This window comes from Kitasatospora sp. NPDC041988, from assembly GCF_055588525.1.
Window position 1 is genome coordinate 1 of sequence record NZ_JBVJCO010000087.1, and the last position, 12,635, is coordinate 12,635.

Annotated in this window: 11 protein-coding genes and 3 pseudogenes; 10 read left to right on the forward strand and 4 right to left on the reverse strand. The window is 69.1% G+C overall.

Features of this window, described 5'->3' with window-relative positions; translation table 11 throughout:
• The 4 genes and pseudogenes from ACZ6NC_RS41210 to ACZ6NC_RS41225 all read left to right on the forward strand — a co-directional run.
• A partial coding sequence (locus ACZ6NC_RS41210) for a transposase (RefSeq protein WP_465739033.1) occupies window positions 1–1,008 on the forward strand: 1,008 nt, incomplete at its 5' end.
• 89 nt (window positions 1,009–1,097) lie between these two features.
• The gene (locus ACZ6NC_RS41215) at window positions 1,098–1,343 is read left to right on the forward strand and encodes a hypothetical protein (RefSeq protein ID WP_465739034.1); all 246 of its coding nucleotides are present in this window, start codon (window positions 1,098–1,100) and stop codon (window positions 1,341–1,343) included.
• 223 nt (window positions 1,344–1,566) lie between these two features.
• A pseudogene (locus ACZ6NC_RS41220) lies at window positions 1,567–1,692 on the forward strand (transposase); the annotation flags it as partial.
• Window positions 1,689–2,168, forward strand: a complete 480-nt coding sequence (locus tag ACZ6NC_RS41225) for a transposase (RefSeq protein WP_465739039.1) — start codon at window positions 1,689–1,691, stop codon at window positions 2,166–2,168. The pseudogene ACZ6NC_RS41220 and the gene ACZ6NC_RS41225, both read left to right, overlap by 4 nt.
• Window positions 2,169–2,360: 192 nt before the next feature.
• Here the strand turns inward: ACZ6NC_RS41225 and ACZ6NC_RS41230 are convergent.
• Both ACZ6NC_RS41230 and ACZ6NC_RS41235 read right to left on the reverse strand, forming a co-directional pair.
• Window positions 2,361–4,025 (reverse strand): annotated as a pseudogene (locus ACZ6NC_RS41230) (IS1182 family transposase).
• 107 nt (window positions 4,026–4,132) lie between these two features.
• Window positions 4,133–4,219 (reverse strand): hypothetical protein, encoded by an 87-nt coding sequence (locus tag ACZ6NC_RS41235; RefSeq protein WP_465739040.1) that lies wholly within the window; start codon window positions 4,217–4,219, stop codon window positions 4,133–4,135.
• A gap of 224 nt (window positions 4,220–4,443) precedes the next feature.
• Here ACZ6NC_RS41235 and ACZ6NC_RS41240 point away from each other — a divergent pair.
• From ACZ6NC_RS41240 to ACZ6NC_RS41250, 3 genes and pseudogenes are all read left to right on the forward strand, one after another.
• A pseudogene (locus ACZ6NC_RS41240) lies at window positions 4,444–4,746 on the forward strand (helix-turn-helix domain-containing protein); the annotation flags it as partial.
• 53 nt (window positions 4,747–4,799) lie between these two features.
• Window positions 4,800–5,183, forward strand: a complete 384-nt coding sequence (locus ACZ6NC_RS41245) for a hypothetical protein (RefSeq protein ID WP_465739035.1) — start codon at window positions 4,800–4,802, stop codon at window positions 5,181–5,183.
• A 1,178-nt stretch (window positions 5,184–6,361) separates the two neighbouring features.
• The gene (locus tag ACZ6NC_RS41250) at window positions 6,362–7,813 is read left to right on the forward strand and encodes a non-reducing end alpha-L-arabinofuranosidase family hydrolase (protein WP_465739036.1); all 1,452 of its coding nucleotides are present in this window, start codon (window positions 6,362–6,364) and stop codon (window positions 7,811–7,813) included.
• Window positions 7,814–7,988: 175 nt separating this feature from the next.
• Here the strand turns inward: ACZ6NC_RS41250 and ACZ6NC_RS41255 are convergent, their stop codons facing one another.
• Window positions 7,989–8,171, reverse strand: coding sequence for a hypothetical protein (locus ACZ6NC_RS41255; RefSeq protein ID WP_465739037.1), 183 nt, complete (start codon window positions 8,169–8,171; stop codon window positions 7,989–7,991).
• A gap of 447 nt (window positions 8,172–8,618) precedes the next feature.
• Here ACZ6NC_RS41255 and ACZ6NC_RS41260 point away from each other — a divergent pair, with 447 nt between their 5' ends.
• Window positions 8,619–9,545 carry a hypothetical protein gene (locus ACZ6NC_RS41260; protein WP_465579010.1) on the forward strand — a complete coding sequence of 309 codons (927 nt, stop codon included), beginning with the start codon at window positions 8,619–8,621 and terminating at the stop codon, window positions 9,543–9,545.
• A 73-nt stretch (window positions 9,546–9,618) separates the two neighbouring features.
• Here ACZ6NC_RS41260 and ACZ6NC_RS41265 read toward each other — a convergent pair whose 3' ends face one another.
• A complete protein-coding gene (locus tag ACZ6NC_RS41265) occupies window positions 9,619–9,969 on the reverse strand; it encodes a hypothetical protein (RefSeq protein ID WP_465739042.1) in 351 nt (116 codons plus the stop codon).
• A 232-nt stretch (window positions 9,970–10,201) separates the two neighbouring features.
• Between ACZ6NC_RS41265 and ACZ6NC_RS41270 the strand changes: the two genes are divergently transcribed.
• Complete coding sequence (locus tag ACZ6NC_RS41270) at window positions 10,202–11,011, forward strand: S1 family serine peptidase (RefSeq protein ID WP_465739038.1); 810 nt, start codon at window positions 10,202–10,204, stop codon at window positions 11,009–11,011.
• Between the two features lie 858 nt (window positions 11,012–11,869).
• Window positions 11,870–12,457 carry a WD40 repeat domain-containing protein gene (locus tag ACZ6NC_RS41275; RefSeq protein ID WP_465739041.1) on the forward strand — a complete coding sequence of 196 codons (588 nt, stop codon included), beginning with the start codon at window positions 11,870–11,872 and terminating at the stop codon, window positions 12,455–12,457.
• Window positions 12,458–12,635: the final 178 nt, after the last annotated feature.

Here is a 12,635-nt window from a genome sequence, read left to right on the forward strand (position 1 = left end):
GACCACCCCGAAGTGCGGACGATCTGCCGCGACCGCGCCGGATCCTTCCGCGACGGTGCCCGCACGGGTGCGCCGCAGGCCCAACAGGTCGCCGACGCCTGGCACCTGCTGCACAACCTCGCCGAGGCCGTCGAGCGCGTCGTCGGCCGCCACCGCGCTGACCTGCGCGAACCCCTCGACCTCGGAGAAGAGCGGGATGAGATGCCCCGTTCCGGAGCTGCCGGCTCGAACGAGCTGGACGTCCACGGCCGGCCGCGTCCCCTGGTCGCCCGCACGCGCGAGCGTCACCAGCAGATCCACGAACGCATCGAGCGCGGCGACAGCCTGCGAGCCATCGCCCGTGAACTCCGCCTCAATCGCGGCACCGTCCTGCGTTTCGCCCGAGCCGCCGACGTGGAGCAACTCCTCGTCGCGGCGACCCACCGCCCCAGCGTGATCGACGACTACCGGCGCTACTTGCACCACCGGTGGATGGAGGGCTGCACCAACGCCTCCGCACTCACCCGCGAGATCCAGCAACTGGGCTACCGCGGTGACGTCAACACCGTTCAGCGTCATCTGCGGCTCTACCGAACCGGAGCGATCCCGGCGGAGGCCCCACCACCCCACCTGACCGTCCGCCGCGTCACCGACTGGATCATGCGCCGACCCGAGCGGCTCGACGACACCGAACGCAAGTGCCTCGACGAGCTGTGCGAACGCAGCCCGGCCCTGGCCACGACTACCCAGTACGCCCGGCGCCTGGCGACCATGGTCCGCGAACGCCGCAGCGAGCACCTGGCCCTCGATGTCTGGCTCGCCGACGTCCGCCTCGACGGGCAACCCGAACTCCGCAGCCTGGCCGGCGGCATCCGACGCGACCACGCCGCCGTTCGCGCGGCCCTGAACACCACACTCACCTCGGGAGCAGTAGAGGGCAACGTGACCAGGATCAAGCTGCTCAAGCGCCAGATGTACGGGCGGGCCAACTTCGACCTCCTACGCCGCCGCATCCTCCTATCACCGTGATCAGCCAGCCAAGACCCCTCAATCAGCGACAGAGCCACTTTCCGTGCCAGGGCCACGGAGCGTCACCGGAACCGCGATCATGAACGATCGTGGCTGACGATCTCCTCCAAGACCTCTGGCTCCGCAGCGCCGACGTCGCGGTCAACACCCTGACCATCCGCGCCGACCGCGTCACCGTCCACGCCGCCACGACCGGCGACGAGGCGGGCTGTCCGTCGTGCGGGACCGTCTCGACCCGAGTGCACAGCAGCTACGTGCGGCGGTTGGACGACAGCTGCGGCGGGCGGGCGTCGGGTGGTGGTCGAGTTACGGGTCCGCCGGTTCCGCTGCCGTGAACGAGCTTGCCGCCGGGCCACGTTCGTCAAGAGGCGGCGGGACTGACCTTCCGTCACGGGCGGCGGAGCCTGGGCCCGCAGACCGCGCTGCAGCAGCTCGCCCTGGCCCTGGCCGGCCGGGCGGGCTCTCGCCTGGCCGAGACCTTCGCGGTCCCGGTGAGCCGTTCCACGCTCCTGCGGCTGATACGCGCCCTGCCGGATCCGGCAGGGCGCGGTGCCGCGCGTGCTGGGCGTCGAGGAGTTCGCCCTGCGCAAGGGCCACGTCTACGCCACGATCCTGGTCGACATCGAGACCCGCCGCGCAGTCGATCTGCTGCCCGACCGCACGGTCGAGACCGTCCGGTCCTGGCTGGCCGACCACCCAGGGGTGAAGTCGTCTGCCGCGACCGGTCGGCCTCCTATGCCGAAGCCGTCCGGCTCGGCGCCCCGGACGCGATCCAGGTCGCCGACCGGTTCCATCTGCGGCAGAACCTCGCCGACGCGGTGGAGAAGACCGTGCTCCAGCACCGTGCTCTGCTACCCGAACCGGCCCCTGCAGCCGAGCCGGCTCCGGCTGTCGCCTTGGCGGCCGTCAGCTCCGAGCCCCGCCGGACCGGCCGGCTGTCCGACCGGGTCCGCGAACAGCACGCCGCCGTCCACGCGCTCATGGATGACGGTTTCAGCCTGCGCGCTATCGGCCGACGACTGGGCCTGGCCCGCAACACAGTGCGCCGGCTGGCCGGCGCGAAGGACCCGGACGAGCTGCTGGTCGGCCGCTGGACCGGACGCACCAGCATCCTCGACCCCTACAAGCCATACCTCCACCAGCGGTTCGCCGAGGGCTGAGCTTCCCCCGCCGCGCGGGAGGTGTTGATTAGCTGGTCAGGGCGGGTGTGGGCGGTTCGATGGCCACTGGTTCGGCCGTCGCCTGGTCTGCGTAATGCTTGGCCTCGTATTCGTCCGGGCTGAGCCAGCCGAGGCGCTTTTGGATGCGGCGGGGGTTGTAGAAGCCGTCGATGACCCTGTTGCCCAATTGGTCTATGCGGCGAGGTCGAGGGCTGCGAGGTGTGATGTCCGGGTGCGGGCGAGTGGCTTTTCATTCCACCAGGCATCGAGTCGGATGAGGTTGATGGCAGTAGCCGTGAAGACGTGGGCGAGGTGCGTCTTCGGCAGGCCGACGTAGCGGGTGCGGCGTGCGCCGGTGGCCGCGATGGCCTGGTGGATCGTGCCTTCGACGCCTGCCCGGACCGCGTAGAGGGTCTTCCACTCGTCGGTGGTCTGCTAGGCCCGGACGCGTTCGAGGATGGCGTCCTGTTCCTGCGGGCGAACGGTGAGTTGGCGTCCGTAGCGGGTGGAACTGGTGCACTGGTCCCGCACCGGGCACGGCGCGCAGGTCTCGGTCGCAAAGCGGATGCGGATGGCCGGCCGTTGGTTGTGATCGCAGCCTTCGGTCCAGTAGCGACTGGTGGCGCCGTTCGGACAAGTTGCGTTCTTGGAAGCCCAGTTGATGGTGAAAGACGTCTTACCGAAGCCGGTGGCCTGGGCCGTCTGGCGTGTGGTGTTGGGTCTGACCGGGCCGATGACGCGGATCCGGTGGTCGATGGGGGCGGTCAGCAGGAGCTCGGCGGAGATGTAGCCGGCGTCCATCAGGTGCTCGGAGGGCAGGAGGGCCTTGTTGTCGAGACGGTCGTGGATCTCCTCGACGACCGCCGAGTCGCCGGCGGTGGCGTCCGTGGTGACCACGTGGGTGATCATGTGCGGGCGGCCGGAGTCCGGGGCGTCGCAGGTCTCGCTGAAGTGGACTTTGTAGCCGTCCCAGGCCGATCCGCGTTTCACCGCGTTGCGGGCATCCGGGTCGTACGGCGAGGTGATCCTGGCTCTGCTGGGCGGGAGATCGTCCTTCCCCCGCCAGGCCACCTCCTGCACTCCGTCGATGACCGTGCGCTTGAACTGCTGCAGCCACACCGTCCGCAGGGTGGTGACGGCGGGGATCTCCCGCAGCCAGCGCGGGGCCGTGGGCGAGGTGACGGCCTCGTGCAGGAGATATCCGTCGGCCGCGATGCGCTGGGTGAGCTGGACCCGTTTGTCCTCCTCGCTGGGCAGGCGGTAGGAGTCGATTCTGGCTCCGTAGCGTTCCTGCCACGAGGGATCCATCCACGAGGCGAGCCACCCGGGTGCCGCGACGGCGATCGCCTCCAGCGCCGCACGCAGTGTCTCGCCCACGAACTCCAGGCGGTTCAGGTTCCTGACAGCAGAGAGGACGTGGGTGGAGTCGGTGCGCTGCCGGCCTCCGGACGCGACCAGTTTCAGCTCGGTCAGGCGTTCCAGCAGGAGGTCCAGAACCTGTTCCTCCAGGCTGTGGGTCACGAGCCGGTCCCGGAACCCGGTCAGCACGGTGAAGTCGAAGCCTGGATCGGCGAGTTCGAGGCCCAGCAGGTACTTCCAGTCGATCCTGGCCCGCACGGCGTGCGCGGCCTGGCGGTCGGTCAGGTTCTCGGCGAACTGCAGCACGGACACCAGTGCCAGCTGTCCGGGCGAGATGCCGGGACGACCGCGGACACCGAACGCGGCTCTGAAGACCTCGTCGTCGAACAGCGGACCGAGCGAGTCCCGGACCCTCATCGCCAAGCACCCCTTGGGGAAGGCCGCCCGGGCGACCACTCGTGTCGCCCCGGGAACTTCCCGACCCGAGCTCGCTGCCATCGACACCCCGCTGCCCCCGTCCCACGACGCAGGCGACCCTCCCGAACAGGCCGCCACCTCGAAGGCTCCACCCAGCAGACCCCACGTGTCCGGAAGATCGCGCCGATTCACCCAATTGGGCAACAGGGTCCGTCGATGTAGGCGAACAGCGCCAGGTCGGCGTCGATCCGGGTCTCGAAGGTCGTGCGGCGCACGCACTCGGTCTTCAGGAGGCTCCAGAAGTTCTCCGCGAGGGCGTTGTCGAACGAGTCGCCCACGCTTCCCATGCTCGGCTTGATTCCCGCCTTCAGCAGCCGAGTTGTGAGCTTGATGGACGTGTACTGGGTGGATTCAACCGGTCGTCGCAACACCTCGATCGTGGAGGTGTCGGGTGGGGCGGCCTGTGGGGTGGACGACGAAGGTGACGGGGCGTCCGGCGATGCGTTCGCCGGGTCGGCCACCGGTGCGTCGGGACGTGGAACGCGCGTTCTGGTTGAGGATCGCCGAGGGGCTCACGAGCGAGGATGCCGCGCTGGCATGCGGGGCGTCCGGGCCCGTCGGTTCGCGGTGGTTCCGCGATCGTGGCGGGATGCCTTCGATCCAGCTCAGCCCATTGTCAGGCCGGTATCTGTCGTTCGCCGAGCGCGAGGAGATCTCCCTGTTGAGGGCCCAGGACACCGGCGTGAGGGAGATCGCCCGCAGGCTGGGGCCATCCCCGTCGACGATGGCAGCCGCCCTGACCTGGTCGGATTCATCGGAGCCCGCATCCTGAAGGCGCTGCTTCCCCGGCGTCGGATGCGGCTGTCCACCCGCATCGTCAAGGGCGGAATCTCCCGCCACCACAGCTGGAACCGCGACGGGCGCCCTCGCGACAGCATGCCGGTCACCGCCATCGAGATCACCGTGAATCCACCGGCCCTCCCCAGCGCACAGGATCCGAGCCGAGCCCCCTCCGGCCGCTGGGGCCAGGTCTGCCAGATTCTGGCCGCGCGCTCCAACCGGGCCATGCACACCCGCGACATCGCACAGCACCTCGGCCTCGCCACCGGAGGGCGCCCCCTCAGCAGCCTCACCGCGCAACTCTGCTACTGGGCCCGCAACGGCCGGCTCACCCGCACGGCACCGAACACCTACAAGATCACGCTCCCCGACGCCTTGACACCGCCAACAAGCCCTTAACTTCGTGGCATTGGAAGATCAAGGGCCTCTACTACTACGGTGACGCGCTGGAGCCCTACCTGCACGAGGCTTCTTCACGCGGCGGGCGGCGCAAGCAGATGTGGATCATCCGCCGAGAGCCCCGAGACCGGCGCTCGTCTACTTCCAAGATCCTCTTACCCACGAGTGGCACCCTCTTCGCTGGACCGGGTTGCCGCCGGAATCGCAGGTTCCCGCCTTCGGTGACCTGCGCGCCGAGGAACTCCTCACCAGAGTCCGCGAGACCGGCCTGCAACCGCGGACCGATGCCGAACTCCTGCCGATCCTCCTGGGACTGCTCGGCGCCCGCGATCCGGTTCGGCAACTGGCCCAGCCAGATGACCAAGTCCCAGCCCGTCGAACACGCCCGCGAGTCCACGCAAGCCAAGGCGGCCTCGACCGACCGGCTGGCGGCCTCCGCCGAGCCCACCGACCCACCCCGAGAGTCCGAGCAGACCGCAGGGAACGTGCTGCAGTGGCCGCAGCAGGCTGGGCAGAACCGAAGCAGTCTCGACGCCGAGCGGCGCCGCCGGAGAGAAGCCGCAGTCCCAGTCACACAGAAGCCACCGCCCCAGTTGGGGTCGAGCTTCCGCGAACGCAACGTGTTCCTTCTTCGGCGAGACCGAAGCCCGTGCCGCGTCGCGTTAGCCGGCCGACGACTTCAGCGTCTGCCATGCCTCGCCGCCGGGCTCGACAGGCCCTGCCTTCATTCACACCCGGCCGAAGATCACTCGACCGAGTCGCCACACTCGAACCGACGTTCACAGAGATCGATAGAGCAACGGCTTCCAACTGCCGCCCGCGCCGAAGAGTGTGAGCGCTCACGTCGGTCCCGTCAACAACTCTGACAGGACGAGATTCTGATGACGCCTCAGTAACGGACAGGTTGCGGCACGGTACTTGACGTCCTCTCATATCCCATGGTTTTCTCCCTGCAACACGCCGGATGTTCGACTTTCAAGTTGTTAACGCTAACAATGCGCCGGAGACCCGGCGCCCCCACCCCGCAGGGGTCACGTCTTGCCGCCGCCTCGGACGTGCCGTGCCCGGTCCGCACGCACCGACAAGGACCGCCCCCTGCCCAAGTCGCCCCTAGGAGGGTGCAGATGAACGCTCTCGGTACAGCTCCACCAACCTCACGGCGGGGATGGCGGCCGCGGATGGCTGCCCTGCTCTCGATGGTCTTCGTGGCCGGCTTCCTGGCGATGGTGAACCCGTCGTCCGCCTCGGCTGCCTCGGTCGACACCGGCAAGTGGTACGTACTGGTGAACCGCAACAGCGGCAAGGCGCTGGACGACTACAACTTCGCCACCGCCGACGGTTCGTCCGTCGTCCAGTGGACCCGGTCCAGCAACGAAGCCCAGCAGTGGCGCTTCCTGGACTCCGGCAGCGGCTACTACCGGCTGCAGAACCGGAACTCCGGCAAGGTGCTGGACGACTACGGCTGGTCCTCGGCCGACGGCGCCGACGTCGTCCAGTGGAGCGACCTCAACGCGACCAACCAGCAGTTCCGCCTCGCCGACTCCGCCGACGGCTACGTCCGCCTCCTGAACCGCCACAGCAGCAAGGCCCTCGAGGTCCAGGGCGCCTCCACCGCCGACGGCGGCAAGATCGTCCAGTACGCCGACTGGGGCGGCAGCAACCAGCAGTGGCAGCTCGTCCCCGTCGCCAGCGTCGACACCGGTACGTGCGCTCTTCCGTCGACCTACCGGTGGACCTCGACCGGCCCGCTGGCGCAGCCGAAGTCGGGGTGGGCCTCACTCAAGGACTTCACCAGCGTCGTCCACAACGGCAAGCACATCGTCTATGCCACGACGCACAACACCCTCGCCGGTAACGATGGGCGCTGGGGATTGACGACCTTCAGCCCCTTCACGAACTGGTCCGACATGGCCACCGCCACCCAGAACACGATTCCCTTCGATGGCTTCGCGCCGACGCTGTTCTACTTCGCCCCGAAGAACCTCTGGGTGCTCGCCTACAACGGGGGTTGGCCATACGCCTTCTCCTACCGCACCTCGAGCGACCCCACCAACCCCAACGGCTGGTCCGCGCAGCAGGAGCTGTTCACGGGCACCCTCCCGAAGGGGGGCCCCCTCGACGTGACCCTCATCGGCGACGACACGAACATGTACATGTTCTTCGCCAACGATGAGGGCGACATCTACCGGTCCAGCATGCCCATCGGCAACTTCCCGGGCAGCTTCGGTTCGTCGTCCACGAAGATCATGAGCGACACGGCGCTCAACCTGTTCGAGGCGCCGGAGGTCTACAAGGTCCAGGGTCAGAACCAGTACCTCATGATCGTCGAGGCCCAGAATTACACAGGGTATGGTCGCTACTTCCGCTCGTTCACGGCCCCCAGCCTCGACGGCACCTGGACACCGCAGGCCGACACCGTGACCAACCCCTTCGCCGGCAAGGCCAACAGCGGCGCGACCTGGACCCACGACATCAGCCACGGCGATCTGGTTCGCACCAACCCCGACCAGACCAAGACCATTGACCCCTGCAACCTGCAGTTCCTCTACCAGGGGCGCGACCCCAGCACCGACGGCATGGACTACGGCCTCCTGCCGTACCGGCCGGGCGTGCTGACACTGCAGCGCTAGCCGGTGGCGTGACACAGGGCCGGCTCCGGTGTTCCTGAGGTTCGCGGGCAACGACGTACGCACGACGGTGCCGGTGTCGGAGCAGGTGGAGCACCAGGCGGTCGGCGGGAAAGGCGAGCGGCGAACTGGACCAGTTCGTCGTCGGCTCGGCGTCATTTGGCTGGTAGCGGTCTCCTCAGGACTTCCTTTCGTAGTCGAGGTTGTAGTCCATGGCCCAGAATCGGTCGACTCCCTCCGGGTCCCCGCGGTCGTAGACGACCGCGCCACCGTCGCGCTCGCAGGCGCGCACATAGAGGGAGAAGTTGTCGTCCAGGTAGGCAAGAAGATTCCGCAGGGCGCGTTCATCTGGCTCCACCATGCCGTCAACGCCGTTCTGAAAGTGGCTGAACTCCTCGTAGAGCCACTCCAGGATACGGATCTCGCGGGGCCTCCGGTCGTCGATGAGCTGACCTTGCCAGTACTCACGACGGTAGCGGGAGACAGCGGGGCGGACCGGCTCCCTGCCCCAGCGGCAGTCTGGCGAAGCGGGCCGCCGACCACAGCGGCTACCAGGAGCTGCGCCGCCAGATGCGCGAGGCCGCCGTCGCCCGCCAGGGGCGCGCTCGACGAGGCCACCGCCCCGAGGGAGGCGATCCTGCGCCGGCACTACAACTGGCTGCGCGGCACGCCGCGCACGCGTGGACCGCGAGGTGTCAGGCGGCCGACCGCCGTCGCTGACCAGGCCGACGAGCACAGGCGCTGAACCAAATGCACCCTTGTGGCGTCTTCTGCCCCAACACCCATCCCGATCGAGGAGCTCCCCACCGTGGACATCCACCCCGTCACCGCCCTGTTCCCGATGCTCAGCCCCGACGAACTTCTCGACCTCGCCGAGGACATCGAGTCCAACGGCCTGGCCGAGCCTGTCGTCCTGGATGCGGACGGTGTCCTCCTGGACGGCCGCAACCGCCTCGCCGCCTGCGAACTGGCCGACGTCGAACCCAGCTTCACCACCTATCAGGGCGACGACCCGGTCTACCTGATCGTGTCCGCCAACCGCCACCGCCGGAACACCAACCCGGGCCAGCGCGCCATGATCACCGCGATGGCACGCTCACTCTCACAGCACTCCTTCCCCTCCGCCGTCGCCCGCCACGGCATCAACCTCACCCGCCTGTCCATCGCCACCACCGTGCTCGAGCACGCCCCCGACCTCGCCGAACAGGTCCGCGCCGGCACCCTCCCCCTGAACGCCGCCTACACCACCGCCCGCAGACGCAAGGCCGATGCCAAGGCCCTCCTCGCCCAGCACGCACGGCTGCGTCGGCAGGCCCCCGACCTCGTCGAGCAGGTCATCGCCGGTCACCTCGCCCTCGCCGAGGCCACTGCGGCCCTCGACGCCCGGCAAGAGGAGGAACACCTCCGCAGGCGTGTTGAGGAGATCGACGCCATCCGCCTCGCCGATGGCGACACCGAGCCCTCCTTCGCCCGGGCCGCCGAACGCGGCGACACCGACTGGCGCCACGCCCACCAGCGCGCCGAGCAGTACCTCGCCCAGCGTCACGACGCCATCCGCCAGATCCAGCATGGCCTGGCCAGCATCGCCGAAGCCTGGAGCGCAGTCCAGGAGCTCGCTCACCACCCCCGGAGCCCGTACGCCCGGGAGATCCTTAAGGGCCTCACCGGCCCGGCCCGCGCCCTCGCCGACCGTCTCATCGCCCTCGAAACCGCTTGCGCAACAAGCGGGGCCTGACGCCACGCCTCGCCGTCTTCACGGCCAAGGTGGCGATCCGCTTTGGGTGCAGATCTGATGAGGGCGGTGTCGATCAGGCCACAGGTGTGAGCTGGTCGCGGTAGCGGGCCTGGTGGTTGCGGGCGAATTCCTGCTTCTCGTACCAGGTCCAGTAGGTGTCGAAGTCGCCGTTGGTGCGGAGCGCGCGGAGTTTGAGGACGGCCTCGGCTCCGGCGAGTCCCCAGCGGGCCCCGGTGATGTCGAGTCGGTCTTTGACCAGGTGGCGGCAGGCTCCTTCGATGACGCCGGTCGCGATGGGCCAGCCGCGTTCTAGCGTGGTGTCGTAGCACAGGTAGGGGGCCTTGTTGCGCAGGTAGCCGACGGCGTCGTCGATGCCCTTGCGGCGGTTCTTCTTCAGCCGGGCGGCGCGGGCTGTCTTCTCCACGACGGTGGCGACCCGTCCGGCGCCGCCGTCGAGGATGGTGTGGGCGTGGCGGGCGACCCAGAGGTATTCGAGGACGTGGATGAGGTCGATGACGATCGTGACGTGCAGCCGCCCGCCACCGAGGCTGGCGGTGCGTCACCGGCCTGCGCGACGGAGCGTCAGCTAGCCTGTCGTGTCACATGCCACAAGTGGCGTGGCCGACCGGCGCGCCACCTTCCCAAGGGGTTCTGTGTTGCTGCGTAGACTCATCGTCTCAGCGGGGGCGGTGCTCGCCCTGGCGTTCGCGAGCACGTCACCGGCCGCCGCGATCGTCGGCGGGAGCGAGGCCGCCCCCGGCTCGGCGCCCTACCAGGTCAGCATCGTGGCGCAAGGCTTGTTCGGCTGGAGTCACGTCTGCGGCGGCTTCCTGCGCGACGCGAACACGGTGATCACCGCCGCCCACTGCGTCAACGGCAAGGGGGCCGGCTCGCTGCAGGTCAAGTACGACGGCGTGGACCGCACGCGTCTGGCCCAGACGCGTAGTGTCCGCAGTGTCCTCAAGCACTCGGGCTTCAACGCGCTGACGATGGCCAACGACGTCGCGCTCCTGAAGCTCGCCACCGCGGTCTCGGAGAACGGCAGCACGGTCGCGTTCGCCCCGCTCGCCGCCACCGCGCCGACGGCGGGCGACGTGGCCACGGTCACCGGCTGGGGCCGCACCCAGCAGGACAACACCACCCTCCCCACCGGCCTTCGCACCACCCTGGTACCGGTGACCACCACCGCCGGCTGCGAGGCCGCCTACTCCGGGCTTGACCTCAACCTCGGCGGAGACGAGGGCGGCCTCCTGGACGGCCTCGACCCGGTACTCGACACCACGAGCATGTTCTGCGCCGGGCCCGCCGACGGCGGCCAGGGCTTCTGCACCGGCGACAGCGGCGACCCCGCCGTGGTCAACGGCGTCGTGGTCGGCATCGTCTCCTGGTCACGAGGCTGCGCCGCGGCCGGCTCGCCCGGCGTCTACAGCAGCGTCGCCTACTTCCACGACTGGCTCTTCCAGTAGCCCCTCTGCATCACCCCGGCTTGCGCGGGCCCCGACTGGATCCCAGTCGGGGCCCGCTTGCGTGCTGCTCGAACGACATGCTGAGGACGATCCGAGCCTTCCAGCTCAATCCACGGGCTCACTGGTGGAAGCCTTCTACGGCCTACAGAGCCGAACCGGGAACTCACACAGCGCGGCCACCGGATCCCGCTTGGTCGGGGCGGGCAGCACCAGCGGGCCCAAGTCCTTTGCGGCGCGGGCCTGTACGCACCCCGGGCACTCCAGCCGGTCCGGGCCGGCCTTTTCATCGAGTTCCAGCGGAGAGCGCGAACAGGCCGAAGCGGGCGGTCGTCCACCGGCGGTCCGGCCATGACGTCGAGCAGGAGCGTGAGGTCGCGGGCAGTACGCGCCATCGGACCGACCACGACGAGGTCAAGGTCGGCCGGCAACGCCGGCGCGGGACCATGCCGCGGCTCGCCTCCGGCCCGGGTGCCGGCTCGGTAGCGCGTGAGGTCCGCTGCGCCTATTTGTGGCGGGGCGGCCGGCCGTGGGTCCTCCGAGTCGGTTGTGGTCCCTTTGAGACGGAGTAGCGTCAATAGGGGAAGTCGCCCGCAGGCTCGAACGTCGAGCGGCCGGAACCGTTCGGGGTTGAGCCCTCGGCCGGGCCCGTCGCACAACGGCAGGAGCTGACATGGGACCGCAGGCCTCGCCGCGGGATCGCGCGGCCGTGCCGCCGCCGGGCCCCCGCCGTCCTCACCGCCACCGGGCCCCCGACGGGGACCGTCGGGGCCCCCGCCCGGGCCGCGTCGTGGACGCCCGGTCGGACCGCCGCCCCCGCAGCCCCTCCACTGACGGATTCCGGACGTGCCGTCCGAGGTGGTGCGCCGGTTCGAGGGCCACCAGGACGCTGTGACCTGCGTGGCCTTCTCCACGGACGGTCGGCGTCTGCTGTCCGGCGGCGAAGACCGTACGTTGCGGCTCTGGGATGTCGGCGAAGGGGCCGAGGTCCAGCGCTGGCTGGCCGACGAGACCGGGGTCGTGTGTGCCGCCCTGTCGCCGGACGGCCGGCTCGCGGTCTCCGCCGGGCACCGGGGGCCGCCGGTGTTCGAGGACCGCACTCGGGACGCGTGCGTGGTGGTGCCGGACATCATGGGCAGCATCCTTGAGGACACATGTTCGAAGTCCAACTCAAAGGGCTGTGGCAGTACTTCGACCACGCCCAGGAAGTCCAACGCGAGCAGTAGCCGCTGCTCCTCCAACGATTCGAAGCCGTGGTGCCTTCCCGTGGACACCATGAACTGCAACCCGGGCCGGTGCCCCTGCCGGGCCCGCCAAGTGAATCGCCGCACCGGCCGCGACGGACAAGGCCGGCACCGAGGCCATGTCGCGAAGCGGCCACGAAACCTTGCCCGGGCCGATCAACCACGACCCAACCCACCGTCGCGGCCAATCGCCACTCAGTGCTAGACACGCCCGAACAGCAGTATCACCCTGGTAGGCAACGAACAGGTCGTCCAAGCCGCATGCATCGGACCGAACCACGGGATTCGGAGCAATGCTCAAGACCTGTGGATCGACGACGGGAGGAGCGCGGCAGGCGTACCTTCCCGGTTGATCCTGTGATGGTCACCGAGTAGGCCCGCGT

Bases quoted from the DNA above. Each gene is read 5' to 3' on its own strand.
- ACZ6NC_RS41250 (WP_465739036.1), top strand. From the start codon at position 6,362: ATGGCTGCCCTGCTCTCGATGGTCTTCGTGGCCGGCTTCCTGGCGATG.
- ACZ6NC_RS41255 (WP_465739037.1), bottom strand. From the start codon at position 8,171: ATGGTGGAGCCAGATGAACGCGCCCTGCGGAATCTTCTTGCCTACCTG.
- ACZ6NC_RS41245 (WP_465739035.1), top strand. From the start codon at position 4,800: ATGCGGCTGTCCACCCGCATCGTCAAGGGCGGAATCTCCCGCCACCAC.